The following is a 26,027-nucleotide window of genomic DNA, read 5'->3' as shown; positions in this document are numbered from 1 at the left end:
CCTCAGCATAGTGACCAAATCGCGAGGCCGCTGATGATCGATAAAACTCAGCTTGTACCGCGCAACCACTCACTCTTGTTTGGCAAGCTGAGTTATTTTCGAAATTCGTAATGAACGTCATGGCGAAATCTGCACCGCAAGCTCAAGGATCAGTGGCTGATCTCGCAATTCACACCTTGGGATGGAAGGCGTTTCAGGACCTCTGTGCTCAGGTTTGCGCTGAGACTTGGGGCATCACGGTTTCCGTCTACAGAGAAGCTCAAGACGGAGGTCAGGATGCCGTTTTCCTCACGCGGAAGAGCGGAGCTACAACTGAGACAACTGTTCAGTGCAAGTTCAGCAGCAAGGCTGAAATACGACTTCGAGCCTGCGATATTGATTCAGAGTTGGGTACTGTACGAGAACTTGTGGTTTCGGGAAGAGCAACGATCTATTACCTGATTACAAGCCAAGGTGTCGATGCACCGGTGGCCGCAGCCATTCGTGACAAGCTGATGGAAGCAGGGGTCGTCGAACCTCATGTATTGGGCCGGGAATGGCTCACGCAGCAGATTCGCGGCAGTGCGCGCCTCAGAGCACTCGTGCCCCGGGTATACGGTCTGGGCGACCTTTCTACGATCCTTGACGAACGGTGCGCACAACAAACGCAGGCACTTCTTGGGCACCTCCGACCAAGCCTACGCGTATATGTTCCTACGGCAGCTCATCGGAGCGCCGTTCGTATACTCTCAGAGCAGAGAATCGTACTTTTGCTTGGAGCACCAGCGACCGGGAAGTCAATGTTGGCTGCGATATTGGCGACAACAGCTTTGGATGGCGAGGGCCATGAGTGTTTAAAGTGCGATGGCCCACTTGAACTTGCCGCCCACTGGAATCCTTACGAAAAGAATCGGCTGTATTGGATCGACGATGCATTTGGTCCCAATCAGTTACGCCCCGACTTCGTAGATGGCTGGATAAGCGCCATGCCAAAGGTCAAGGCCGCCATGGAGCTTGGCAACCGCTTCATCCTGACTTCGCGCAGCCACATCTGGTTTGGCGCAAAACCCAAGCTAGGGACTCGGAATCTGCCTGCTCTGGCGGATAACAAGGCTGTAGTTGACCTCGGTACGCTTAGTCCCGAGGAACGCGAGCAAATCATTTATAACCACATCAAAGCAGGAAATCAAACTATTCAATGGAAGAAGCAAATCAAGAGGCATTTGCCAGAACTTGCAAATAATTCAAGGCTGCTACCTGAGATCGCTCGACGTCTGGGTAATAGCAGCTTCACAAGGGCATTGAAGGCGATTCCCGCGGACCTGATCAAGTTTGTAGCGGAACCTGCCGAGTTCTTAGTTCAAACGATATTAGAGCTAGACGATGCGCATCAAGCTGCAATGACTTTGGTTTTCTTGCGACAAGGGAAACTTCCGGCCCATGAGCTCACTGGTGATGCGACCAAACTGGTCGCAGAGAAATACGACGTGACGCCACGAGCAATTGCCGAGGCGCTACCGCAACTTGAGCAATCATTTTTATCGGTCCGCCAGGAAGCAGGACAACAAATTTGGGGGTTTGTGCATCCGACGTTCACCGATGCGATCAGCAGCATGCTGAGCAGACGCCCCGATCTTGTTGAGCTGTACGTCCAAGGAGCCAAGCTTGAAACACTGTTAACGGACACCGTATGCGAAGACGCGACATCAATTCAAGATGCAGTGGTCATCCCGGCCTCTGCGTCAGGGCACTTGGTTCGGCGATTACTCGAAGCCCCAAATATCCTGGATCTGAACCGTTTATTGTTTGGGTTCTTGACCGTTCGCGCCTCTGACAGAGTGATCCATGCAGTCCTCGACGCAGACTCCACCGTACTTCTTCGTGAGGCAAGAAGCCACTGGAAGATTTGGGATGATCAGCGTATTCGATTTATGGCACGTGTTCACAAGCTCCACCGCCTACCCGATGAAGTTCGAGCAGAAGCAGAAATCGAACTCACACGCGCTGCGATTGAAAATATGGACGTGTCCTTTCTAGATGTGAAAGATGTTCTCGGGCTATTCCAACCTGCGAGCTTACTTAGCCTGGGGATACGACTTGTTGGCATAGTCAATGATGTCATTTCGGACCGCATCGCAGCGATCGCTGAAGATGCTGATCCAGACCAGGACGTGCCGGATCAATTTGACCAAGTCAAGACCTTCATCGATCAGTTGCGTGAGTCCTTTGTGGACGATGAATCAATTCAAAGCACATTGCATTCGTTGGGTCAGGAAATCGAAGAAGCCGTAACTGAAGTATCGAAAAAGAAATCGCCCGATGAGGAGCATGGAAGCTGGCCAGATGTATCTCCAGCAAAGATTGCTGCTACGCCGAGGGGACGATCAACGTTCAGTGATGTCGATGAATAGCCATACCTATCGCCCCCATGCGGCGGGCGATCACACAAGCATGGAGTGGACTTTTTTTAACCAGCCCAGAACCTCTCCATTGCCATCGCTTTGCGCTAGTCTGGCAAATGTCATCTTATCGGCAGCATCGCGGTTGAGTCGCTTCTTGGCCCGGCTGATCTTGTCCGAAAGTTCCTTTGCGTCGGCCAAGACGTCAGACCAAGGTTTAGGGCTGCCAGACGATTCATGAACAGATTTCGCAACGATCAGAGGAACATCACACGTATCGGCAAATGTCACCACAATGCCGTTCAGACCTTCCGCAATCGCATCTGTGTGCAAATAGTTCTCAAGCTCGCGCTTTTTCGTTATGACCGCCCAAGACCCGTCTGCACGGGCATTGACCACATCGCATTGCGGTTGGTACTGGGGCGGCGTTGCGTCGTCGCGGTCGTATATGTGAACTTCTGGAAGATTCAGATTTCTCAGGTAGTGCTTGGCAACCCATTGTTTCAGAGTGCCACCACCGAGTGGCACAAGAGCCACGCGGTTGTCACTGGTGAAATCTACGATTTCGGGATTTTCAAGTTTAAGAATAGCACTGACACGTTCAAAAAATTCGATATCGTTCGTACCTTCAACGAAAACTAAAGCTTGTACTCGCCCGTCGGGCAATACGCCAAGTTCATTCGCAATAACCGCTAAGTCATCCTCGCCGCAATGTGTGACTGCAGCTGTGCTGTCTGCCAGTTTTCGTACACATCGCAAACTGTCACTTGGTAGCAGACCAGCCAAGCCTGGTGTATGAGAGGTGACCAGCACTTGCGTGTTTTCATCTACGGCGAGTTCTTTGAGCGCCTGAACTAGCAATCGCTGGTTGTCAGGATGTTGCGAGGTTTCCGGTTCCTCGATAGCGTAGATCACACTCAACGCCCCTTTCTCTGTTCGCCGCCGCTCAGCTTCGGCTCTAAAGAAGTTCAACAGAATAAGGCGGCGAACACCGCTCCCTCGCTTATTGATGGGAATATCGTTATCCCCCATTAGTCCGAATTTAAAAACATCCCATTTAGGATCGGCTTTGAAGAACGGCTTTAACTCGCTTGCCAGGCGGCTGTCCATCTCATTCAGTTTTGCCAGCGTTCGATTCGCAACGTCCTCAGCCCGCAGTCTCACTGCATCCTCTATCTTTTTCAGATCGTCGGCCATTTCCTTCAGTGCTTGCGTGATCGCGAACTTTAGCGGACTCTGAACCTCTTCATCGCCATCCTGGCTTGGTCGGTCCGAACGAAAGAGCGCGTACATCGGAAGCTGTAGCTTAATCTGCTCCCAGACTTTTTTAGCGTCTTCCTTGTCAAGCTGGAGTTGCTTGCGCTCAAGTGTTAGCGGCTGACAAGCGTCGCGAATGGCTTGGCGCATGCTCCCATTTATTGTCAGGTTCACAGTAGCCTCGTCGATTCCAAGCTTTTTGACCCTAGCTTTCAATTCGACATTCTTGAGCGTGAGTAGGTCGGTAGCATCGGCGTTAGTGGGGTGCAGAGCCGCCGCAAAAACTAGTTCCTTCGGTGTTTTGGTCGAAGAGTCCCACTCTTTGATAATTTCCAACTCCCCCTTTTCATTCAATAAATGTTCGGCCGCGAGAGATGTACGAGCAGCCGCATCAAGGATCATCTCGACAGGCAGGCTATTGAAGGCACAGCCGATACGGATAGTGGTTTGAGTGCCAAACACGCACACATCACCGCGCTCCGGCTTGCCGTCGTTGAAGAAAATTTCAAGTGCCTCCAAGATTGTTGACTTGCCCGCATCATTCTTACCAATAAACGCTGTTAGGTCGCCAATCTCGATCCGAGTGCTCTGAGAGTACCCACGGAAGTTTTCGATAATCACAGCGGCAAGTTTCATAAGCCCCCCTTTGATTTTTGTTGTAATGAAAGCGACAGTATCGACGATTCCTGGTAGAAAAATCTGCTGCTTCAAGTTGCATGTCTGGGCAAAAAGCCAAATCCCGACAGACCGTAGACCAACGTGGTGGTGAACATTCTGCCCGCAGCCTTCGTACTGCACCGACCTTAACCAGACCTACGATTTTTAAAACCCACCACTCAGGCACTGTTGATGTTGACAATAAACCAAAAAAAATGATGGTCTTTTCGGTACCACACCGTATCAAGGTGCAGCACCCTAGAGAGGTCAAGCTGCGTGGCGTTGCTTCATTTCTTCGAGCCGCTCATCAACTGTGACTGAAATCCGTTTGATGATCATACCCACTAGCTCATAGCTCTCATTTGTGGTGATGCGGTGGTAAACCAAGGCACGCTTGATACCCAGTGCATCAAGGGCCTTCGTCAACTCAGTATGTACCGTCGTCCTTCGCTGAAAATTGCTGAACGGATACGCCTTCCCTTTGGCACAAAGCCGTTTCAGTAAATTGATCAGCTGCACCCCTTCATACAAGCTGACTGAACCCACCTCATGCAAACGCAGGTCGATACTGACGGTGTCGTGCAAATCAATCCATACGTACAGGCCGATAGCGCCAATGGCGCGGCAATCACCGTTGAAATAGCCGACACTCGGCACAACACCCCGCAATGACAGCCAGAACGATGTGGACTGTTTGTCATGACTGCTGTAGTCGGTGTCACCCCAATAACTGGGGCCTGAACGACCTTCCCATGTGGGAATGACGATCTCGATCTTTCTTGATTTTTTCATAGTAGCTCCCTGATTGGGTTTTTTGCAAAATACTGTTTTCAACAGAGCACAAAAAAGCCCTGACTTGCAGGGCTTGGTGGTGAGCGCGTCATAAGCGCCAGAAATCAGCACAGTCAATTAGTCATAGCTCTATGGCCAGTGGCACCAGCGCCATTGAGTTTTTCCACTTTGTGATTGAGCTTGTCAGTCAGTCCGACCTTGATTCCCGCGCCTATCGAATTGACAGGTGATCCGGCATCAAACTCATCTGGAAAGAACTCTTCCACCACGGCGGCACCATCTTCTTCCGACTCCTCGAACGCACCCTCGGCAAAGCCTTGTCTGGCGGCGTCGTCCAATGCGGCTTGATCAAAACCCGAAGCCTTGCGAATCTCACCTTCTGACCTGGCACTGGCAATCGCTTCCGCCATCGTCATGCCGGTCTTTACCGTCAAGTCCACGTAGTAAATGGGTGCCCGGTGTGACTGGGTGGTTGATTTACCCCGCAAGCGCAGCTCCAGTGGCAAGGTGGACAACTGCCCTCCAGATACAGCATGGAAGTATTTCAGTCGTGCCGACAAGGTTCTGATGCTGTTGAAACCCGTAGTACGAAAAACAAAGCTGCCCAATTCATCGTCATCCCCAATGCGCACATTCAACCGACCATAGGGCTTGCAATAGCCACCCTTGGCGAGGTCGCAAGACTCAGGTGAAGGGCAGGTCAGTGTTTGCACTCCGGCTGCCAGTGACCGCCTGCAGGTCTCGCCGTTGCCAACACACAGCGGCCGGCCAGACTGTCGGTCAAACAGGCTGTAGTTGGCACGCAGATTCAGATCCGGGTCATCAAACAGCAGCCGCACCGGAATGTTGCGTAGCTTGGAAGTGGGTGTTTTGCGAAGGGTTTCGTCCACCGGGTGATTAACCCAACCGTCTTTCATTTGCACCTGGCTGGTCACGGTAAATTCATCGTCTTTCTCTGGCAAACGTTTGCCGTTCTTTTCGACCACTTTGCCAATGGAAATCCGGCCAATGACAGGTGGGGTGAGTGCTAAACCTTTGAGCATGATGATTCCTTTTGTTGATTGAAAAAATGCCCGCCCAATTCAACTGAATAAAGGCAGGTCAATTGATAGATGCGAACGACAACTACACCCCGCCCAAGCAGGGTGTGTCGGTTTACAAATTCACAAGAAAACGCCGTGAGCCAGGTTTGACCAGGGCATATCGTTGTGCCAACTCAGGTTGGTCTTTGAGCAGGGTCACGACATCAAGTCCTGTCCCGTCCTTACTGCGTTTGAATGTCACGTCTCCCGTTTCGAATACGACTTTGGTGGCGTCAGCCATGCGTTGCTGGATACGCTGCTTGAGTTGAGCTTCCAGTAATACGTTGGTGGTCAGCGTCTCGCGAACCGCCAATAGGTCCGAGAACGCCGCCGACATTTCGAGGTCTTGCGACAAATCGAGAGTGGCTCCGCTGTCTTTCGGGTACAGACACCGCAAAGCGACATCGGCTGAATCCGAGCCGTCCGCTGGAGGTGCGGTATCGGTTTCGACGTAATGCCAGAACTGACGTTCCAGTTCGATCAGTTTGGCGATCATGGTGTCATCGCGTTCAATGCGGTGAATCTGCAGATCCTGACCACAGATCAATACCGCCACGTCAGCTGTCTGCTTGCCAGTAACTGCGAGCTGGTGCATTACCTGTAGGGTTATGTATTCCGGCACCCCTTCTTTCCACAGTCGGGCGCCATTAATTCCGGCAGTTTTACACTCCAATATCTGGACTTCCGTTGTACCCAAGACTTCACGATCCAGGTTCGCCAGCATCCACGGTTCAGTGGGGTGCTGCAGCACGGCATTGATGCGCCGGACCTTGTGACCACTGCGCATGGTGTAGTGCGCTGCCACTATGCTTTCCAATAAAGTGCCCCAGTACATTGGACTGCTTTGGTCTTTCGGATCGACTTTGGGCAGACCCGCATCACGACCAGTTTTCTCCATCCAAAGCTCCAATTGGCTGCGATATGGATTTAATCCAACGGCTGCTGCGGCGTCTGAGCTGCCGATGCCACTTTTTCTGACAGTGAGCCATTGGTCCCGACTGAGGTCATTGGTTTTGACCAGCTTCAGGGCGGGTGCTGACCGTGTAGGTCTATCTGCCTTGAATGCGATTTGTGCGATGGACATAATGATTCCTTCAATTGGTTATTTCGTTGCTACAAATGGAAAAGCCCTGAGCCACGCAAGATGGATCAGGGCTATATGCCGTCGTTTGGTATGACGGTTGGAGGGGTGGTAATTACTGCCGAGTCACGCTGCCAGTTGCAGCGCATAGTCCAGAGCCCGTTGTTTCAGACTTGCCCCTTGGCCGAACCAGGCTGAATCCATGCGGTACTCATGGCTGCGAGCACGCTTTTCGTGATCAACATATTCGGTGACAGCATTGAGTAAACCCCAAGCCGTACCGGATGCCGAATCCAGTTCTGAACCATGACCTTGTCCTTCGTACAAAGCCTGTACTTTCTTTAAGGCACGCTCATTCATCAAACCCAGCGCTGGATCGACATGACTGTCGGTCTGGCACAGGACTTTCAGAAAGTAGTTCATCGATTCGTGACTTTTGACTTTGCGCTCAGACAGCGTTTTCATGCGGTACATGAAGCTGTCCCACTGCGAGACCGCAATACCGAGTTGCTTCTTCACCGCTTGTGGATCAAAGCTGGTGCTGTGCGGCACCTTGATGGCGCTGCTGGCACCATTCAAGGCAATCGCCAACGTGTTGTTGCAGACCACGCGCACCGTGGTCGGCGTTGCCGTGGTGGCCAACGTGCCGTCACAGCTTGTCGCCAGCAAAATGTAGCCTTTCACGACATCGTTGCCTTTGAGGGTGGCTTCCTTGCCAGTTTTAGCCAGTGCCCAGAACTTCTTGCCTTCTTTCAGCACGCCAGCGGTTTCGAGTTCGAAACCGGAAATCTCGGTCAGATCACGATAGAACTCAAGGACGGCTTTGGGCTGTACGACTTGGTAACGGCCACTGACGACTGACAAGGCCGCCTTGGTGTCGCTGCGATAAAGCACTTTTTGGTCGTTGAACGACATGATGGAGCCGAGGGAGCCAATCTGGTCAGCCAAATAACGAACTGGGGTTTCGCAAATATTCCAGTCCATGCCTGCTTCTTTGGCCCAGACGTCAATGGATTGTTTGGCAGGCAGTTGATTGCCCAACTGATGCCAAGGTGTTTCGCCGGTATAGGCCATGGTTTGAATAAGGTGTGCCATTTTTTTCTTTCAGATGTGTAAGGACGTGACAATGCCGCTGGGTTGATACAGCAAACTGAAACACGTACTTAGTTAATTAGGGAAAACTACGAGAAGGGTGCCGACGCTGGTATTTATGTCGGTATGGTGATGGTCACCAGATTGAGCAGGATTTACTGCACAGTGGGACTTGTGATTGAGTCCATGCGGGTGATTCCGCTTTGGCTAATCGCGATTCAGACGCCTATTCAGAAACGTTTTTTGCTGAACCGGAACCGACACGTCAGGCAAAAACAATTGTCCAAAATTGTGTCGTCCACCACTTCCCCCAATATCGTACCGACGGCACAACCAGCGGCACCACCGATCAGCCCACCCAATATGGCACCTGCAATGGAGCCAAGAGCTGAACCAACAGGTCCAGCAACGATTCCAGCTGTTGCGCCAAATTCGGCACCGCTAAGTGCTCCCGCAGCACCACTGGCAGCGCCGGCCATGGTGCCGATGGTGCCACCTGTTTTTCGGGCGAGGTTTTTGATACCGATGCGGTCAGATCCGCAACGTGGGCAACTTAATGTCATTTTTATTCTCCATAAAAAGGGTTGGGTAAAGGTGGGTCACGTTTCATTCGAATGAGTTGATTGAGTTCGATGGCGGCTGGCGCGTTCGATGTAGCTGGCAATGCCAACGACAGACATGGCACCGATCACAAAAACGATGGCAAATGCGCTGAGGTATTCAAGGGGTGAGTTGCTATTGATCATCAATTGGTGTTCCTTCTGTTGGTTGTGAATGGGTTTGAGAAAAAAGCAGACGCTTGTATTGATGTGCCGTGGAACGGCGGCATAAATACCAACCCGCTGGCTGGTATTTGTTGAACATCGAGATTTATTGATTGAAGAATTTCTGCAGACCACTTGAGGCAAGAGTCAGCAAGCAGCACGCACTTAAATCCGCATGTCGGGATGTGCGGATTTACAAAAGAGAAAACTTGGATCGCTTAGTCGCAGTTGCTGGATGCAGCTTGACTGATGTGTATTTCCATTGCAGTGAAGTTATATGTCACTGAAATTTTCTTGAATCAGCTTTTGACACTGATTTAACTGTGATGCGTCGATTTAAGGTCAACTCTTGGCTGGTAACGCACATTCAATAGCCAAGATCCGTGCAGGGAAAGGACAGACATGCGTAGCTTGACGGGGGCGAGGCCGGAACGCGAACACCAACTATGTCGCGTTTAAATCTCAGGATGCCAACACTGAAGCTGGCCGCTTGCGATGTTTTAAAACATGGAGGCGGTATCCTGCGGAAGTAAACGACGACATTTGAGCCGAACGCGGAAATTATTAGCCGACCCACCAATTTGTGCCGCTTAAAGCCTTTCGGTAGGGCCGCTCACTACGGTCAATTTCGTCCTCCGAAAGGCACTCAAGACCCGAATCCACAGTTTCGTATTCAATACTGATGATTCGATCCTGACGGTCATCATATTGATCTTCGTCGGAAGCTGTGGGGTCGCTATGGTATTCCGAAAGAAGCTGTTTGCACTGGGTAACCATCCACGCCAAAAGCTTTGGATTAATGTTGACCTCAGATCCCACTGTATTGTTTTCGGCAAAAAATGCAGGTGATGCAGGTGATGCAGGTGATGCAGGTGATGCAGGTGATGCAGCTGGTGCAGGTGGTGCAGGTGGTGCAGGTGGTGCAGGTGGTTGGGGGTAACCGACACCTTCGAACAACGGTGCAGACATTTGCATCACCGGTTGATAGGGTAAGTTTGTCAATGGAACTTCCCTCTGCTGGAATTGCATTCCGCTCTGAAATGCATTTTGTTGCAGATACGGCTGCCCAATGTTGAACGGATCGGCCTGGTGAGCATGACCAAGTTGGGCATTCTGATTCATAAATCCCGGTTGGGGCATCTGTTGGTTGGATTGTTCAGGCAGGTACCAAAAATACGGGCTGACCTGTCCCATACCGGTCTGCTTTTTCGAAGTGATACCAAGGGTAAGTTTGGCGCGCTTGATAGAGCCGATTGAAATGCCGGCATCTTGCGAAAGCTGCTCAATTTCCGGAAATGAACGACCACCGTTGGCCAAGATGTCTTTTAAAAACTGAGCGGCCTGATCAACAACTTTGGTGGACTCACCTGAACCAGCATTTTCGGCAGATTTCAAAATTTCCTTGGCCGAACCCGTCAGCGGAGTTGGACTCCAAGCAATGCGAGACGTATTGATGATTTTCCCATTTGCACTGAATGTAAACGGCTCGATCCGATATTCATATCCACCGTCGCTGGTACCGATATTGGACTTGGCCCGCACAATGACAGAAGAACCCGGCCCATCTGCAGAATCGCCGCTTTCGACCCTAGCCGTCATCATGACTAATCTCGCAACGGCCCCATACGCCACACTACCATTGATGCGATCAAGAGGCTCTTTTCCTTTGGAAGATTTATTTATATGGGTAATCCCCAAGACGGCGCAGTTGTAAAGCTCTGCGAGTTCAAGTAAAGGTGCCAGTGCGCGGCGTACTTCGGCATTTTTGTTTGAATCCCCAACAACGACTTGGAGAATGGGATCAATCACGATCAGACAGACAGAGCCAATACGTTCAATTTCCTGACTCAACCTGGGTATATCTGCAGCGCCAAATGGGCGCATACGACCATTGACGATGGTCCCTCGAATGATGTGAATACGAGTCAAATCCGCACCAGCAGCGATGAGGCGTGGCACGACGGTGTCTTCAATGCCGTCCTCACTGCTCCAAAAAATGACATCTCCGCTGCGGAAGGAAGAATTGCCAGGCCAGCCACAACCGCCGGTACTCCCCGATGAGAAGCTCGCCATAATAGCTGTAGCAATCGTGGTTTTCCCTGTTCCGGGTGGGCCTGCCAACAGATGGAATTTGCCTGCTGCCAACCACCCCTCAAGCAGCCACGTGATGGATTCCGGCTGGATGCTTGCGGCAGGCACAAGATGGATGCCGTTAGTGAAAATCGAGCCGTGCCGAGGCATCGCCTGTGAATTTTGTTTTTTGGGAAGGAAGTTCATTTTGTTGCCTTCGCGTTAGTCAACGACAACATCGAACGACGCAGATCGCCCACACACCACCGTGTGGAACGAGCGCCAAATCGAACCGGCTGCACAAGGTGCCCAGATAGAACACGACGCCATGCGGTCGCTGGTGAGCAACCGAAAAGCGCGCAAACGGTCTTGATTGGGACGTGTGCTGAGTCGGGCAGCTGGTCAAATCCGCTAAGAAGGAGGGGAATTGCGCATTGGTTTGCGCTTGGGGTGTAGTTCATTTGAATTTTCCAAATTGCCGCTTTACCGGAATGGTTTAGACGGGCTGGTTTGGATTAAAAATGAATAACCAAGGCGGAATTCTTACCTACCTACCGTTGCTTAGATACTGGCTTAGGTAATGGAAAAGTGCAACATTGGTGTTGAAGTTTTAAGCTAGTTTGCGGTCAATAAGGGCCGCATTCATCATTTCCACATCGACCTTTAAGGATGTGAATCGCACTTCACCACTATCAGACGGCAAATAATCAGGTGTGGGCACCAGTGCGCAGTTTTTCCAGGTAATCGGCCCACGTCTGCATCATTACCTTGCGCGCTGGAAGGTGGGACGTACGGTTGTAAGCACGTCCGTTGGCATCATTCACAGCGTGGGCCAATTGGTGCTCAATCAGATCAACCCGTTGATTCAGGACTTCATCCATGATGGTACGAGCCATGGCCCTGAACCCATGCGCCGTGTGAACATCCTTGCTATACCCCAAGCCGCGTAAAGCTGCGTTGATCGTGTTATCACTCATAGGCCGCTCACCAGTCCGCAAACTGGGGAATACATAGCGGCCATGCCCAGAGATCGGCTTAACACTGCGCAGCAGCTCAACCGCTTGCGTGGACAGCGGAACGATGTGATCCATTTTCATTTTCATCTTGGCGCCTGGAATGCGCCACTCTGCTCCGTCCAAGTCAATTTCAGCCCACTCAGCGGTCCGAAGCTCCCCTGGTCTGACAAACACCAGTGGTGAAAGTTTGAGCGCTGCAACGGTTGTTGGGTGACCGGTGTAGTCAAATATTGAGCGCATCAATTCACCAGCCTGCTTTGGCTCCGTGATGGCAGAAAAGTGTGACCTTGGAATTTCCGCCAAAGCGCCACGCAGGTCTGCGGTTACGTCTCGCTCTGCAAGTCCAATGGCCACCGCATACCGGAATACCTGCCCACAGATTTGCTTGGCCCGGTGAGCTGTATCGATGGACCCCCGTGCTTCAATTTTGCGGACAGCCTTGTCCAATACGTCACGTGGCCCTATGGAGTGGATGGGAAGCTTGCCAATGAATGGGAAAACGTCGTGTTCCAGCAGGGTCGTGATTCGATCTTGAGTCACAACTTTACGTTTGACCGCCGTTTTTGAAAGCCAATTGCGCGCCACCACCTCAAAGGTGCTCGCAGCCGCGTCTGCTTGGGCCTGCTTGTCTTCGCGCTTAGCTACGCCAGGATCTACTTCATGCGCCAACTGCTCTCGGGCTTTCTCCCGACGCTTTCTTGCTGCAGCAAGGGAAATCGCAGGATAGACACCCAGCGCTAAGGTTTTTCGCTTGCTGTTGTGCGTGTAGTCCATTCGCCAGTATTTGCCGCTTGCTTTCACCAGAAGATACATGCCACCGCCATCGGTATGTTTGTCTCCGGTAGGTTTTCCGGTGTGCTTAACCTGCTTAACGAATGTGTCTGTTAATGCCATCTTTGCCCCTTGTAACGGTACTTTTTTTGACGGTATTTTCAAGCACCGTTAAAAGTACCGTAAAAGTACCGTGATGGCATGTTACCCCCTGAGACAGCTTGAGGCATAAAAAAACCCACTCTAGCTATAGCCGGAGCAGGTTTTGGTATTTCTTGAGACGCTATGAAACGACTAATTGGTGCGGCTGGCGGGGATCGAACCCACGACCCTTGGCTTCGGAGGCCAATACTCTATCCACTGAGCTACAGCCGCAAACCGAAGGGTCCATTGTAGGTGTTTTCAAAGACGCGCCCGCTATAATTGCAGGCTGCTTCCAACGCCCCCGATTTTTAGAGGACACCATGAGCGATAACAACAACACTCCCGTTCACGAAGAGGCCCACACTGGCCCCGTCAAGAACCCCAAGCAATTGCTGCTGACCGTTTTCTTTTCGTTTGTGGTTCCCATATTCGTCATTATTGGTCTGGTTTTATACGTCACTGCCGCCAAAAAACCGGAAGCTGGCGCCGTCGATCTTGAAAAAGCCATCGCGGCCCGAATCCAGAAAATTGGCAGCATCGAGATTCGTGATGCCAACCGCCAACTCAAGACTGGCGAAGAAGTCTTCAAGGCCCAGTGCACGAGTTGCCATACGGCGGGCGTCGTCGGCGCACCCAAGTTTGGTGACGTCGCCGCGTGGGCGCCCCGCATCAAAACGGGTTACGAGGCACTGTTGAACTCGGCAGTCAAAGGCAAGAATGCCATGGGCGCCCAGGGCGGTGGTGATTTTGAAACATTGGAAATCGGCCGTGCCGTGGTCTACATGGCCAACGCCGCAGGTGCCAAGTTCGACGAACCCCAAGCGCCGACCGCACCCGCTGAAGCGGCCAAATAAGGCCAGGGTTCAGGCCCCCTACCAAAGCCGGTCATGGACCGGCTTTTTTTATATCTTTTAGGCCGCTAGCCCCCGTCCATACAGCGTGAGAAGCTATTGTTTTTGTAGCATCTGCGGGCTGCCGACATAGTGAAACTGCTTTGGCAAAGCGGCGGCAAGCACCTCCTGCGGCACCCATAAGCCCTGCTCGACGGCGTCCGCCACATGGCTCATGTCCATGCTGTGCACCAGACCAAAACCAGTGTCCGCTTCCAGGTACACGCGCCCCTGCTCGTCCAGCAGACAGCGCTGCACGCGTGCTGCCCTGCCGGTGTGGTCCTGGATTGAGAAGTCGTCCTGCACACGCCAGATCAGCGGGGTGGCTTCCAGTTCCACGTAAACGCGCTGCGGTCCATTCTGGAAAAACCACTGCCCCAGTTCATCCGGCTCGTAGTTGCGCTGAATGAACTCGATCAACTTCTCGTGCTTTAACTGCGAGCCCTTGCTCTGCAAGGTGCCGTCGGCGAACGGCCCCTGCGCTTGCACGCGGTCGTCGCGCATGTACCAGTTACCGCGGGCATCCAGGCCCAGCCAGCCGTAGCAAGCCGGCACATTGGGCCATTTGGCCAAGGCTTGCTTAACAATGTCATCCATCCATGTCTTTCTTTTATCAGGGGGTGTTGCGGTGTGCCGCCAGCCAGCCGCCCACGGCCTCGGGCATCGAGCGCACATGACCGGGGATCGGTCCTTTGGGAAAACCGACATGTCCACCGTGCGCCGGTTGCCACAGGGTAACCCGGTTGCCCACATCGCGCTGACGCGGCAGGCTCCAAGCGGGCACAAACGGGTCGTTCCGGGCATTCACCACCAGCGCCGGCAAGCGGATCTGGTGCAAATGCGGCTTGGCGGAGGCGCGTGACCAATAGTCTTCCGTGCTCTTGTAACCATGCAAAGGCGCCGTGAACACATTGTCAAATGCATACAGATCGCGGGCGGCGCGCAAGGCTTCAGCCTTGAACAGCCCCGGATGCTGCGCCAGTTTTTGCAGCGCCTTCGGTTTCATGGTGGCCAAAAACCGGCGGGTGTAGACCAGCCGGTTAAAGCCGCGTCCGATCGCCCAGCCACTGGCGGCCAGGTCAATCGGTGACGACACGCTCGCCACGGCATCCAGCACCTGCGCCGCCTGCGCGCCCATTTCTTCGGCCCAGCGCAGAAGGGCATTGCCACCGAGCGAAATGCCCACCGCGAGCATGGCGCCCTGATGCTGCTGGCGCAAGCGCGCCAAAATCCAGCCGATCTCCTCAAAGTCACCCGAGTGGTAAGCCCGTGGACCATGGTTCAGCTCGCCACTGCAACCCCGAAAATGGGGCACCACAAAGGCAAAACCACGTATGCGGGCAAAGTCCGCAAAAGCCTCGGCATAGTAGCTGGCTGACGAACCCTCCAGCCCATGAAACATCACCAGCAAGGTGCTGCTCGCTGGCGCCTGCAACCAGTCGACGTCAATGAAATCCTGATCCGGGGTGGTCCAGCGTTCGCGCCGGTATTGCGGACGCGGGCCCAACACACGGCGTGAATACAAGGCCGGCCAGATGGTTTGCAAATTTCCGCCGGGCAGCCAGGAAGGCGCTACATAATTCATAGCTGGATACACATATAAATCAAGGGCTGGAGGCCTATTTCCTCAATGCAGAACATGGGGTGACTCACTGATTTCCAGCGCCTCCCGCTCGGAACCCGGACTGGCATGGTGCGCCACCATGCGCCAGCCCTGCGCGGTCTTGTGATAAACGTTGGTGGCAATGACATAGGCTTCACGCGGCCCCTCCTCGGTCAAGACCTCAATCCGTTCCCGCACGTTGTGCACGCTGCTGGCCAGCGACTCGATCTTGCGCACCCCTTCCGGCCAAGCCCGGATGCTGCCGTTGGCAAACATGGCGTCGAAAGCGACCCGAATCGCACCGATCCCAATCAAACGGGGCCCACCCGGGTGGACGCAGACCACCTCATCCTCGTCCGCCCAGCACGCCATAAGCTTCTCCAGGTCGGCGTTCTGCAGGGCGTCATAAAAGGCAGCTTCAATATCGTCGGCCGTACCACCGACGATGGCAGCCTGTTTTCTTGCTTTGGGCATGGTGGTATGTGGGGTGAGCGTTTGGCTTGATTTTGCCGTGCTTTCTGTCAACGTTCTTGTCAATCGACAGCTTGGCGGTCGTCAACTCACAATTGATGGCTCAGGTTTATGCTACTGTTACATGCAACAAGTTGGAGAATTTTTATGACACGCTGGTTTCTAATTCTTTTGACGGCCGTCGGACTGTCGGGTTGCGGCTATAACGATTTTCAACGGCTTGATGAACAAACCAAGTCGGCTTGGAGTGAAGTGCTCAACCAGTATCAGCGCCGTGCCGACCTGGTGCCCAATATTGTGGCCACGGTCAAAGGCGAGGCCGCTTTCGAGCAGGAAACGCTGACCAAGGTGATTGAGGCGCGCGCCAAAGCCACTTCAATTCAGGTGACGCCGGAAACGCTGAACAATCCGGAAGCCTTCCAGAAATTTCAGGCCGCGCAAGGCGAACTCGGCTCAGCCCTGAGCCGCTTGATGGCGGTGTCGGAACAATACCCGAGCCTGAAAGCCAACCAAGGTTTTTCTGACCTGCGCGTGCAGCTGGAAGGCACCGAGAACCGGGTGACAGTGGCGCGCAACCGCTACATCCAGGCCGTGCAGGCCTACAACGTGTTGACGCGCAGTTTCCCCAGCAACCTGACCGCCATGATGTTCAGCTACCAGCCCAAGCCCACCTTCGCGGTCCAGAACGAAGCGACCATCTCTACCCCTCCGGTGGTTGATTTCAACAAGAAATAAGTTCTCCCGTTTGCAAGTCTGGTGATTTTCATGACGCTGATGCCTCGACGGTCGCTTCGCTATTTATGGCGGCTGTCGAGTTGGCGCTTCGAGCTGGCAGGGCTGCTTTGCGGCCTGCTGTTGGCGCTCACACCGGCTTTGGCGCAACTGGCGGTCCCAGCGCTCACCGCGCACGTCGTTGACAGCACAGGGACACTCAGCGCCGAGCAGGTGCAGCAGTTGGAGAGCAAGCTCAGTGCGTTTGAGCAAAGCAGTGGCGCACAAGTGGTGGTGTTGCTGGTACCGACCACGCAACCCGAGGACATCAGCAGTTACGCCAACCGGGTTGCCAACGCCTGGAAAATTGGTCGCAAGGAGGTCGGGGACGGTTTGCTGCTGGTGGTGGCCAAGGACGACCGCAAAGTCCGCATCGAAGTGGCCAAAACGCTGGAAGGGGCCATCCCCGACCTTGCGGCCAAACGCATCATTGAGCAGGCCATTACCCCCCGCTTCAAGCAGGGCGACTTTGCGGGCGGGCTGGAAGCCGGCGTTGATCTGGTCATGAAACTCATCTCGGGCGAGGCCTTGCCGGCACCGGCCGCAGAGTCAAAGCCAGCCAACGCTGGCTTTGATTGGATGAATCTCCTTGTTTTTGCCTTTATCGCTGTACCCGTGGTGGCGGGCGTGGCACGCAAGGTCCTGGGCCCGAAACTGGGTTCATTGGCCACCGGTGGCGCCGTGGGTTTGTTGGCCATGCTGCTCACCTCCAGCCTGTTGATTGCCAGCATGGCCGCTTTCGTGGCCCTTGTATTCTCCCTGTTCTCGAACGTCGCGCACAGTGTCGGCTCGGGCTTCGGCTCCGGACGGGGACCAGGTGGCGGCTGGGGCGGTGGCTTTGGCGGCAGAGGTGGCGGTGGTGGCTTTAGCTCCGGTGGTGGCGGTGACTTTGGGGGCGGTGACTTTGGGGGCGGTGGCGCCTCGGGAGACTGGTAATGCTGAGCCGGATCAAAAGAATTCTGAAACATCGCTGGCTGGATGACAATGCCACGCACCGGGCCATTCCGCCCGACATGCTGCAACGCCTGCAACAACGGGTGGCGGCGAGCGAGCAACGCCACTCAGGCGAAATCCGAATTTATGTCGAAGCCAGCCTGCCGCTGAGTTACCTTTGGCGTGATGCCTCAACCCGCGACATTACCCGTCAGCGGGCCCTGGCCATGTTCAGCAAGCTGCACGTCTGGGACACCGCCAACAACAACGGCGTTCTGATTTACCTGCTGCTGGCCGAGCACTCGATTGAACTGGTGGCGGATCGCGGACTCAACGAGGTGGTCGCGCCGCAGATTTGGCAGGCCGTGGTGTCACGCATGCGCAACGCCTTCCAGCAGGGGCAGTTTGAGAACGGTCTGACGCAGGCACTGGAAGAGGTGTCCGCCCTGCTGGTACAACATTACCCGCTCGCAGCAGGAGCACGCAATCCAAACGAACTGCCGAACGCCCCCGTACTGAATTGAGGTCGCCGCCGTATTGAAGCCAACGACCCCTCAATGACAAAAGCCCTGATCTGGAGAGATCAGGGCTTTCAAGTGCACTGAATAATCGAACGGCGCCAAGGCCGTCAATTTCAATTACTTTTTCTGGCGAAACTTGCGCAGCGCTGCAATTTGCGCCGCCATCACGAGCAGCTCAGATTGCGCACGGGCGATATCAAGCTCGCCTTTGGCGTTCTTGAGTGCTTCTTCAGCAAGTGCTTTGGCAGCATTGGCTTTCTCGTCGTCCAGGTCCTTGCCGCGAATGGCGGTGTCAGACAACACCGTGACGCAATGGGGCTGAACTTCAAGAATGCCACCAGCAACAAAGACAAACTCTTCGCTGCCGTCTGCTTTTTCAATGCGCACCGAACCCGCCTTGATGCGCGTGATCAGTGGTGTGTGGCGCGGAAAAATGCCCAACTCGCCAGCTTCACCGGGCAGAGACACAAAACGCGCCTCGCCTGAGAAGATGGACTCTTCGGCACTGACCACATCAACGTGGATGGTGTTCATCTTGACGATCCTTAGATCTTCTTGGCTTTTTCGAACGCTTCGTCGATCGTGCCAACCATGTAGAACGCCTGCTCTGGCAGGTGATCACACTCGCCAGCCACAATCATCTTGAAGCCGCGAATCGTCTCGGCCAAGCTGACGTACTTACCAGGCGAGCCGGTGAACACTTCAGCCACGTGGAATGGCTGGGACAGGAAACGCTGGATCTTGCGGGCACGTGCCACAGCCAGTTTGTCTTCTGGCGCCAACTCGTCCATGCCCAAAATCGCAATAATGTCGCGCAATTCTTTGTAGCGTTGCAGCGTACCTTGCACAGCACGGGCAGTTTCGTAGTGGTCTTGACCGACCACCAGCGGATCCAGCTGACGGCTGGTGGAGTCCAGAGGATCCACCGCGGGGTAAATACCCAGCGAAGCAATGTCACGGCTCAGCACCACAGTGGAATCCAAGTGGGCAAAGGTGGTGGCAGGCGATGGATCGGTCAAGTCATCCGCAGGGACGTAAACGGCCTGGATGGACGTGATGGAACCGACTTTGGTCGAAGTGATACGTTCTTGCAAACGGCCCATTTCTTCAGCCAGCGTAGGCTGATAGCCCACAGCGGAAGGCATACGACCCAACAGGGCGGACACTTCGGTACCGGCCAAGGTAAAGCGGTAGATGTTGTCCACAAAGAACAGCACGTCTTTACCTTCGTCACGGAAGGATTCAGCAATGGTCAAACCGGTCAGGGCGACGCGCAGACGGTTGCCCGGGGGCTCGTTCATCTGACCGTAGACCATGGCAACTTTGGACTCTTCGAGGTTCTCGAGGTTCACAACGCCGGAGTCGGCCATCTCGTGATAGAAGTCGTTACCTTCACGGGTACGCTCACCCACACCAGCGAACACGGACAAGCCGCTGTGCGCCTTGGCGATGTTGTTGATGAGTTCCATCATGTTCACGGTCTTGCCAACGCCAGCGCCGCCGAACAGACCCACCTTGCCGCCCTTGGCGAACGGGCAAATCAAGTCAATCACTTTGATGCCGGTTTCCAGCAACTCTTGTGAAGGATTCAATTCGTCGTAAGAAGGTGCTTTACGGTGAATGGAAGCGGTTTTCGTCGCCGTCACTGGACCACGTTCGTCAATCGGCGCGCCCAGCACGTCCATGATGCGACCCAAGGTGGCTTTGCCCACTGGCACCATGATGGTTTCCGCCGTGTTTTGCACGATCATGCCGCGACGCAGGCCGTCGGAAGAACCGAGCGCAATAGTACGCACGATGCCGTCACCCAACTGCTGCTGCACTTCGAGGGTCAAAGTGGAGCCATCCATCTTGAGCGCGTCATAAATCTTGGGCATCTTGTCACGTGGAAATTCCACGTCGACCACCGCACCGATACACTGAACAATCTTGCCTTGGACTTGAGCCATTTTTTGCTCCAAAAATAAATACGTTTAAACGGCCGCTGCACCCGCAACGATTTCCGAAAGTTCTTTCGTAATCGCTGCTTGACGCGTTTTGTTGTAGATCAGCTTAAGCTCGGCAATCACGCTGCCGGCGTTATCTGTCGCTGACTTCATGGCCACCATGCGCGCCGATTGCTCGGATGCCATGTTTTCTGCCACCGCCTGGTACACAAGCGCTTCTACGTAGCGGACCAACAAATCGTCGATCACGGTCTGCGCATCAGGCTCATAGATGTAATCCCAGCCATGCTTGGCACCTGTAGTGGCTTCGCTGGCTTGCATTTCGGCCTGCATGACGCTGGCCGACAGAGGCAACAACTGCTGCACAACGGGTTCCTGCTTCATGGTGTTGATGAAGCGGGTGTAACACAGGTACACCGAATTCACCTCACCTTTGGCATAGGCATCAAGCAGCACCTTGACCGGGCCAATCAACTTGTCCAGGTGTGGGGTGTCACCCAATTGCGTGGCATGTGACACGACCTTGGCACCGATTCGGGTCAAAAATCCCAAACCTTTATTGCCAATCGCCACGGCTTGGGTAGAAATACCCGCCGCCTGTGACTCGCGCAGCTTGGTGGTGACACCGCGCAACACGTTGGTGTTCATGCCGCCGCACAGCCCTTTGTCCGTCGTCACCACAATCATGCCCGCCGACTTAGCGTCGTTGGATTTCATGAAGGCGTGAACGTACTCAGGGTTGGCGTGACCGAGATTGGCCGCAATGTTGCGGATCTTTTCGCTGTAAGGGCGGGCGGCGCGCATGCGCTCCTGCGCCTTGCGCATTTTGCTGGCCGCCACCATTTCCATGGCCTTGGTGATCTTCTTGGTGTTCTCCACCGATTTGATCTTGCCGCGAATTTCCTTACCTGCTGCCATGAATGACTCCTTGTGCCGTCAGATGCGAATCAAGCAAACGACTTCTTGAACGCCGTTGCTGCTGCCGTCATTTCAGCCTCAGCATCTTTGTCCATGGCCTTGTCAGCTTCCAGTTTGGCCAGCAGGGCAGCGTGTTTATCCTTGAGATAAGCATGCAGACCGTGCTCGAACGCCAATACCTTCTTGACTTCGATGTCGTCCATGAAACCTTTGTTCACAGCAAACAACGTGGCACCCATCAAACTGATAGGCAGCGGGCTGTATTGAGCCTGCTTGAGCAACTCGGTCACCCGGGCGCCGCGATCGAGCTGCTTGCGGGTGGCTTCGTCCAGATCGGAGGCGAACTGCGCGAACGCAGCCAACTCACGGTACTGGGCCAAATCGGTACGGATACCGCCGGACAGATTCTTGATCAGCTTGGTCTGGGCTGCGCCACCGACGCGAGACACCGAGATACCGGCGTTAATCGCAGGACGGATACCGGCGTTGAACAGCGAGGTTTCCAAGAAAATCTGGCCATCGGTAATCGAAATCACGTTGGTTGGCACGAAGGCCGACACGTCACCCGCTTGCGTTTCAATGATCGGCAGAGCGGTCAAAGAACCGGTCTTGCCCTTGATAGCGCCTTTGGTGAAGTCTTCAACATACTTCTCGTTCACACGAGCGGCACGCTCCAGCAAACGGCTGTGGAGATAGAACACATCGCCAGGGTAGGCTTCGCGGCCTGGTGGGCGACGCAACAGCAGGGATACCTGACGGTAAGCCACGGCTTGTTTGGACAGATCGTCATACACAATCAGCGCATCTTCACCGCGATCGCGGAAGTATTCGCCCATCGTGCAACCTGAATAGGCGCTGACGTATTGCATGGCGGCCGACTCGGAAGCGGTGGCAGCCACCACGATCGTGTACTCCATCGCACCGGCTTGTTCCAGTGCGCGCACCACGTTCTTGACGGAAGAGGCTTTTTGGCCAATTGCGACATAAACGCAGGTTACATCCTGACCCTTTTGGTTGATGATCGCGTCAATGGCCACGGCAGTTTTGCCGGTCTGACGGTCACCAATGATCAGTTCGCGTTGACCGCGACCCACCGGCACCATGGAGTCGATTGACTTCAAGCCGGTCTGCATCGGTTGGCTCACCGATTTACGGGCAATCACACCAGGCGCGACTTTTTCAATCACGTCGGTCATCTTGGCATTGATCGGACCTTTGCCGTCAATCGGCTGACCCAGCGCATTGACCACGCGGCCTTTGAGCTCGGGACCGACCGGTACTTCCAGAATACGACCCGTGCATTTGACGATATCGCCTTCGGAAATGTGCTCGTAAGCACCCAAAATCACGGAACCGACCGAGTCACGTTCCAGATTCAAGGCCAAGCCGTAGCTGGGTTGACCCTCAGCATCGGCTGGGAATTCGAGCATTTCGCCCTGCATCACGTCCGACAGGCCATGAATACGGCAAATACCGTCAGTCACGGACACAACCGTACCCTGATTGCGAATGTTAGCGCTGGCTGACAGGCCTTCAATACGGCTCTTGATCAGTTCAGAAATTTCTGCGGGATTGAGTTGCATGACTCTTTCCTTCTTTCGTTAATTGGGCTGGCAACTTGGGGCTTACGCCTCAAGCTGTCAAGGCCATTTTCATTTGTTCAAGACGGGCTTTGACAGAAGAGTCAAGAACCTCATCACCCACCACCACACGAATGCCACCGATCAACTCGGGCTGCAATTCGACGGACACGTTCAGCTTGCGAGCGAATCGTTTTTCGAGCGTGATCGCCAAATCAGCCAGGGCCGCGTTGTCAATAGCGAAGGCGCTGTAGACAACCGCGTCAGCCGAACCGCTTTGGGCGTTCTTCAAGACACGAAACTGCTCTGCAATTTCAGGCAAAGCATTCAAGCGACCGTTTTCAATCACGGTGCGCAAGAAGTTTTTAGCCATTTCCGGCAAAGCCACTTTGGCCGATGCGGAAATGCCATCAAACAACTCAAACACCTGGGCAGCTGTGAAGTTTGGATTGTCTGCAAGTTGCTGGAGTTGCGAGTTTTTCGCAATTTCCTTCAACGCTTCAACCCAGACAGCGGCACCATTCAAGTCTGATGCCGTCGCCTTGAACAAGGCTTCGGCGTAAGGGCGGGCAATGGTGGCAAGTTCAGCCATGGTTATCCTCTTACAGCTCAGTCTTCAGACGGCCAAGCAAATCAGCATGGACACCGGCATCGACTTCCTTGCGGAGAATCTGCTCGGCACCCTTGACTGCCAGTGCAGCGACTTGCTCACGCAGAGTCTCACGCGCCTTGACAGTTTGCTGTTCCGCTTCAACCTTGGCAGCAGCAATGATCTTGTTGCCTTCCTCGGTTGCTTTTGACTTGGCTTCTTCCACGATGGCCTGACCACGGCGCTCGGCATCAGCCAGGCTTGCAGTGGTTTCAGTACGCGACTTGGCCAATTCGGCTTCCACACGCTTGTTGGCGGAGGAGAGCTCTGACTTGGCTTTATCGGCAGCTGCAAGGCCGTCGGCGATTTTGCTGGCACGTTCGTCCAATGCAGTCGCGATGGGCGGCCACACGAACTTCATCGTGAACAGCACCAGCAATGCGAAGACGATAGCTTGCGCTACCAGTGTTCCATTAATGTTCACAGTAAATCTCCTTCAACAAGGTGTTGCAGGACAGGCCTTACTTGACCAAACGTGCGATTTGAGCCAGGAACGGGTTGGCAGTAGCGAACCACAGCGCAATACCGGTACCGATAATGAACGCAGCATCGATCAGACCAGCCAACACGAACATCTTGGTTTGGAGTTCGCCCATGAGTTCAGGTTGACGTGCAGCTGCTTCAAGGTACTTGCTACCCATGATGCCGATACCGATACAAGCACCCAAAGCGCCCAGACCAATGATCAAACCAGCAGCCAGCGCAGCAAAACTAATAACTTCCATGATTCACTCCTAATTAACTATAAAAAAAACAAAACAAAAACAGACCGAGAATTAATGCGCGTCGTGCGCTTGTCCAATGTAGACCAAGGTCAACATCATGAACACAAAGGCCTGCAACAAGATGATGATGATGTGGAACACTGCCCACGCCCAACCCGCCACCACGTGCAGTAACAAAAGCATCAGACTCGCCGGCTCTGCAGAGAAAGCCCACGAACCACCCAGCAAAGCAATCAGCATAAATACCAATTCGCCCGCATACATATTGCCAAACAGTCGCATACCGTGCGAAACCGTTTTGGCCACAAAGGAGATCAACTGCTCAGCAATATTGATCACACCCAGAATCACGGCAAAAATTGGATTCTTGCTGGTACCGAATGGCGCCGAAACCAACTCATGCGCCCAACCGCCAACACCCTTGATCTTGATGTTGTAAAAAAGGCAGATGAACAAAACAGAAACCGACAGACCCATAGTCACAGAAAGGTCAGCGGTCGGCACCACACGCAGATAGGCGTGATGCGGATCATGCCCAGCAGCACCATAAATCCAACCCCAAATGGTGGGCAACAGATCCAATGGCAACAAATCCATCGCGTTGAGCAGGAAAATCCACACAAAAACAGTCAGCGCCAACGGCGCCACCAACTTGCGGCTTTTCGCGTTGTGAACAATCGCCTTGGCTTGGCCATCGACCATTTCCATCAGGATTTCAACGGCAGCCTGAAAGCGACCGGGCACACCCGAGGTTGCGGTGCGTGCTGCTTTCCAGAGGAAAAAACAACCCACAACCCCAAGCAGGATTGAGAAAAACAATGAGTCGATATTGAAGACGGAGAAATCGACGATTTCCGTCTGCGGCTTGTTTTGCCAATGCGTCAGGTGGTGAACAATATAGTCACTTGCTGTCGGAGCGTTTTGTTCTACGGACATTGTTAACTCTTTACTTTGTTTTTCGTTTCGGACGCATTAACAGCGCCACCCAATAGACTTTCATGGTCACGATCAGGCCAATCAGCATTACCAACCAGTCCAGATCTACAACCAGGCGCGGGGCAGCAAAAAGCATCCCCACACTTACAGCAATCTTGATTGCCTCCCACACAAAAAACCCCAGCCAAGCGGTTGCTGCATTCAGGGACGAGAACTGACTCGTCAGACCTCGCGCAAACACCACAGCAGGCACTATCACCGCCAGCGCACCATAAGCCGCCGACCAACCCGCACTCGACTTTCCAGTGAAGCCCCAGGCAGCCAACGCCACCAGCAAACCCACTAAAACTTGCATGCCCACGATCAACCAAGGCGAAACCGAGGGATGAAGTTCACGTAAAGCTTGCGCTTCTTCGGCGGTTAGCCGCTTGAACTCCAACTCTTCGGACTCATCTGAGTCGTATCTGGAATCAGGCGTAATTATCGACATCTCAAATTACACGCAGGTTACAGGTAAGGTACACGCGACAGTTGCCGCAAAGCCTTAGATTATACGTAGAAACCCCTGCCTTGGGTGCCTTGCCGCGGCGATAATTGATTCATGCGCACTTTGCCCCCCGCAGCCGCCCCTCAACGCTATGGGGACCCAACATTGAAACCGACAGTCTCACTATATTGAACGCCGTGTCCACACCGATCAACCCCGACATTCCCCCCAACGAGTCGCTCATTGAGTACCCGTCGCTTTTCCCCATCAAAGTCATGGGCGTCAAAGTGGAGGGGCTGGTGCACGCCATCACCCTGATCGCCCACCAGTTTGACCCGGCCTTTGATGCCTCGACCATTGAACTGCGCGAAAGCAAGGGCGGCAAATACCTGGGGGTGACCATCACCGTGACCGCCACCAGCCGCGAGCAACTGGATGAGTTGTACCGGACGCTGTCGACCCATCCGATGGTCAAAGTGGTGCTGTAACCCGC

General features: G+C 53.9%; 27 protein-coding genes and 1 tRNA gene. 6 read left to right on the top strand and 22 right to left on the bottom strand.

Annotation, left to right across the window (positions count from 1 at the left end):
• Nucleotides 1-110: 110 nt before the first annotated feature.
• A complete protein-coding gene (locus tag HHJ17_RS14270) occupies nucleotides 111-2,390 on the top strand; it encodes a restriction endonuclease (RefSeq protein ID WP_296506202.1) in 2,280 nt (759 codons plus the stop codon).
• A 30-nt stretch (nucleotides 2,391-2,420) separates the two neighbouring features.
• On the opposite strand, the gene HHJ17_RS14265 is transcribed toward HHJ17_RS14270, so the two are convergent.
• The 10 genes from HHJ17_RS14265 to HHJ17_RS14220 all read right to left on the bottom strand — a co-directional run bounded on the left by HHJ17_RS14265 (nucleotide 2,421) and on the right by HHJ17_RS14220 (nucleotide 13,335).
• Nucleotides 2,421-4,346 (bottom strand): ATP-binding protein, encoded by a 1,926-nt coding sequence (locus tag HHJ17_RS14265; RefSeq protein WP_296506201.1) that lies wholly within the window; start codon nucleotides 4,344-4,346, stop codon nucleotides 2,421-2,423.
• A gap of 213 nt (nucleotides 4,347-4,559) precedes the next feature.
• Nucleotides 4,560-5,201, bottom strand: a complete 642-nt coding sequence (locus HHJ17_RS14260) for a hypothetical protein (protein ID WP_296506199.1) — start codon at nucleotides 5,199-5,201, stop codon at nucleotides 4,560-4,562.
• Nucleotides 5,198-6,127 carry a hydrolase or metal-binding protein gene (locus HHJ17_RS14255; RefSeq protein WP_296506198.1) on the bottom strand — a complete coding sequence of 310 codons (930 nt, stop codon included), beginning with the start codon at nucleotides 6,125-6,127 and terminating at the stop codon, nucleotides 5,198-5,200. Before HHJ17_RS14255 ends, HHJ17_RS14260 begins: the two co-directional genes overlap by 4 nt.
• 112 nt (nucleotides 6,128-6,239) lie before the next feature.
• Nucleotides 6,240-7,250 (bottom strand): lambda-exonuclease family protein, encoded by a 1,011-nt coding sequence (locus HHJ17_RS14250; protein ID WP_296506196.1) that lies wholly within the window; start codon nucleotides 7,248-7,250, stop codon nucleotides 6,240-6,242.
• Nucleotides 7,251-7,373: 123 nt separating this feature from the next.
• Nucleotides 7,374-8,342, bottom strand: coding sequence for a DUF932 domain-containing protein (locus tag HHJ17_RS14245; protein WP_296506195.1), 969 nt, complete (start codon nucleotides 8,340-8,342; stop codon nucleotides 7,374-7,376).
• Between the two features lie 227 nt (nucleotides 8,343-8,569).
• Nucleotides 8,570-8,902: a hypothetical protein gene (locus HHJ17_RS14240; RefSeq protein ID WP_296506194.1), complete on the bottom strand. Its 333-nt coding sequence runs from the start codon at nucleotides 8,900-8,902 to the stop codon at nucleotides 8,570-8,572.
• A gap of 36 nt (nucleotides 8,903-8,938) precedes the next feature.
• On the bottom strand, nucleotides 8,939-9,085 hold the full coding sequence (locus HHJ17_RS14235; RefSeq protein ID WP_296506193.1) for a hypothetical protein: 147 nt from the start codon (nucleotides 9,083-9,085) through the stop codon (nucleotides 8,939-8,941).
• Nucleotides 9,086-9,667: 582 nt separating this feature from the next.
• Nucleotides 9,668-11,380 carry an AAA family ATPase gene (locus HHJ17_RS14230; RefSeq protein ID WP_296506192.1) on the bottom strand — a complete coding sequence of 571 codons (1,713 nt, stop codon included), beginning with the start codon at nucleotides 11,378-11,380 and terminating at the stop codon, nucleotides 9,668-9,670.
• 500 nt (nucleotides 11,381-11,880) lie between these two features.
• Nucleotides 11,881-13,083, bottom strand: coding sequence for an integrase arm-type DNA-binding domain-containing protein (locus tag HHJ17_RS14225; RefSeq protein WP_296506191.1), 1,203 nt, complete (start codon nucleotides 13,081-13,083; stop codon nucleotides 11,881-11,883).
• Between the two features lie 176 nt (nucleotides 13,084-13,259).
• A tRNA-Arg gene (locus HHJ17_RS14220) sits at nucleotides 13,260-13,335 on the bottom strand.
• 89 nt (nucleotides 13,336-13,424) lie between these two features.
• Here HHJ17_RS14220 and HHJ17_RS14215 point away from each other — a divergent pair.
• Entirely contained in the window at nucleotides 13,425-13,958 is a 534-nt protein-coding gene (locus HHJ17_RS14215; protein ID WP_296496826.1) for a c-type cytochrome, read from the top strand.
• A gap of 93 nt (nucleotides 13,959-14,051) precedes the next feature.
• On the opposite strand, the gene HHJ17_RS14210 is transcribed toward HHJ17_RS14215, so the two are convergent.
• Genes HHJ17_RS14210 through HHJ17_RS14200 form a run of 3 tightly spaced genes read right to left on the bottom strand, consistent with a single transcriptional unit; the run spans nucleotide 14,052 to nucleotide 16,071 of the window.
• Nucleotides 14,052-14,591, bottom strand: a complete 540-nt coding sequence (locus tag HHJ17_RS14210; RefSeq protein WP_296496824.1) for a DUF2946 family protein — start codon at nucleotides 14,589-14,591, stop codon at nucleotides 14,052-14,054.
• Between the two features lie 16 nt (nucleotides 14,592-14,607).
• Nucleotides 14,608-15,579: an alpha/beta fold hydrolase gene (locus tag HHJ17_RS14205; protein ID WP_296496822.1), complete on the bottom strand. Its 972-nt coding sequence runs from the start codon at nucleotides 15,577-15,579 to the stop codon at nucleotides 14,608-14,610.
• A gap of 42 nt (nucleotides 15,580-15,621) precedes the next feature.
• A complete protein-coding gene (locus HHJ17_RS14200) occupies nucleotides 15,622-16,071 on the bottom strand; it encodes a nuclear transport factor 2 family protein (RefSeq protein ID WP_296496820.1) in 450 nt (149 codons plus the stop codon).
• Between the two features lie 144 nt (nucleotides 16,072-16,215).
• Between HHJ17_RS14200 and HHJ17_RS14195 the strand changes: the two genes are divergently transcribed.
• Genes HHJ17_RS14195 through HHJ17_RS14185 form a run of 3 tightly spaced genes read left to right on the top strand, consistent with a single transcriptional unit; the run spans nucleotide 16,216 to nucleotide 18,296 of the window.
• Nucleotides 16,216-16,803 carry a LemA family protein gene (locus HHJ17_RS14195; protein ID WP_296496818.1) on the top strand — a complete coding sequence of 196 codons (588 nt, stop codon included), beginning with the start codon at nucleotides 16,216-16,218 and terminating at the stop codon, nucleotides 16,801-16,803.
• A 39-nt stretch (nucleotides 16,804-16,842) separates the two neighbouring features.
• Complete coding sequence (locus HHJ17_RS14190) at nucleotides 16,843-17,775, top strand: YgcG family protein (protein WP_296497062.1); 933 nt, start codon at nucleotides 16,843-16,845, stop codon at nucleotides 17,773-17,775.
• On the top strand, nucleotides 17,775-18,296 hold the full coding sequence (locus HHJ17_RS14185; protein ID WP_296496816.1) for a TPM domain-containing protein: 522 nt from the start codon (nucleotides 17,775-17,777) through the stop codon (nucleotides 18,294-18,296). The genes HHJ17_RS14190 and HHJ17_RS14185 overlap by 1 nt, the downstream gene beginning before the upstream one ends.
• A 114-nt stretch (nucleotides 18,297-18,410) precedes the next feature.
• Here the strand turns inward: HHJ17_RS14185 and HHJ17_RS14180 are convergent, their stop codons facing one another.
• The 9 genes from HHJ17_RS14180 to HHJ17_RS14140 are packed head-to-tail and all read right to left on the bottom strand — an operon-like array spanning nucleotide 18,411 to nucleotide 25,537.
• Nucleotides 18,411-18,827 (bottom strand): F0F1 ATP synthase subunit epsilon, encoded by a 417-nt coding sequence (locus tag HHJ17_RS14180; protein WP_296496815.1) that lies wholly within the window; start codon nucleotides 18,825-18,827, stop codon nucleotides 18,411-18,413.
• Between the two features lie 11 nt (nucleotides 18,828-18,838).
• Nucleotides 18,839-20,242, bottom strand: a complete 1,404-nt coding sequence (gene atpD / locus HHJ17_RS14175; RefSeq protein ID WP_296496813.1) for a F0F1 ATP synthase subunit beta — start codon at nucleotides 20,240-20,242, stop codon at nucleotides 18,839-18,841.
• Between the two features lie 24 nt (nucleotides 20,243-20,266).
• On the bottom strand, nucleotides 20,267-21,157 hold the full coding sequence (gene atpG, locus HHJ17_RS14170) for a F0F1 ATP synthase subunit gamma (RefSeq protein WP_296496811.1): 891 nt from the start codon (nucleotides 21,155-21,157) through the stop codon (nucleotides 20,267-20,269).
• 29 nt (nucleotides 21,158-21,186) lie between these two features.
• The gene (gene atpA / locus HHJ17_RS14165) at nucleotides 21,187-22,740 is read right to left on the bottom strand and encodes a F0F1 ATP synthase subunit alpha (RefSeq protein ID WP_296496809.1); all 1,554 of its coding nucleotides are present in this window, start codon (nucleotides 22,738-22,740) and stop codon (nucleotides 21,187-21,189) included.
• A 49-nt stretch (nucleotides 22,741-22,789) separates the two neighbouring features.
• The gene (locus HHJ17_RS14160; protein ID WP_296496807.1) at nucleotides 22,790-23,329 is read right to left on the bottom strand and encodes a F0F1 ATP synthase subunit delta; all 540 of its coding nucleotides are present in this window, start codon (nucleotides 23,327-23,329) and stop codon (nucleotides 22,790-22,792) included.
• A 10-nt stretch (nucleotides 23,330-23,339) separates the two neighbouring features.
• Nucleotides 23,340-23,810, bottom strand: a complete 471-nt coding sequence (locus HHJ17_RS14155; RefSeq protein ID WP_296496805.1) for a F0F1 ATP synthase subunit B — start codon at nucleotides 23,808-23,810, stop codon at nucleotides 23,340-23,342.
• A 37-nt stretch (nucleotides 23,811-23,847) separates the two neighbouring features.
• The gene (atpE, locus tag HHJ17_RS14150; protein WP_188709704.1) at nucleotides 23,848-24,114 is read right to left on the bottom strand and encodes a F0F1 ATP synthase subunit C; all 267 of its coding nucleotides are present in this window, start codon (nucleotides 24,112-24,114) and stop codon (nucleotides 23,848-23,850) included.
• 48 nt (nucleotides 24,115-24,162) lie between these two features.
• Nucleotides 24,163-25,047, bottom strand: coding sequence for a F0F1 ATP synthase subunit A (gene atpB, locus HHJ17_RS14145; RefSeq protein WP_296496804.1), 885 nt, complete (start codon nucleotides 25,045-25,047; stop codon nucleotides 24,163-24,165).
• 10 nt (nucleotides 25,048-25,057) lie between these two features.
• Complete coding sequence (locus HHJ17_RS14140) at nucleotides 25,058-25,537, bottom strand: ATP synthase subunit I (RefSeq protein ID WP_296496802.1); 480 nt, start codon at nucleotides 25,535-25,537, stop codon at nucleotides 25,058-25,060.
• 194 nt (nucleotides 25,538-25,731) lie between these two features.
• On the opposite strand from HHJ17_RS14140, the gene HHJ17_RS14135 reads away from it, so the two are divergent.
• A complete protein-coding gene (locus HHJ17_RS14135; RefSeq protein ID WP_296496800.1) occupies nucleotides 25,732-26,022 on the top strand; it encodes a DUF493 family protein in 291 nt (96 codons plus the stop codon).
• Nucleotides 26,023-26,027 lie beyond the last annotated feature (5 nt).

The organism is Rhodoferax sp., from assembly GCF_012927445.1.
Lineage (GTDB): Bacteria > Pseudomonadota > Gammaproteobacteria > Burkholderiales > Burkholderiaceae_C > Rhodoferax.
The sequence above is the reverse complement of the archived record's forward strand: the minus strand, read 5'-3'. Positions and strand labels throughout refer to the sequence as shown.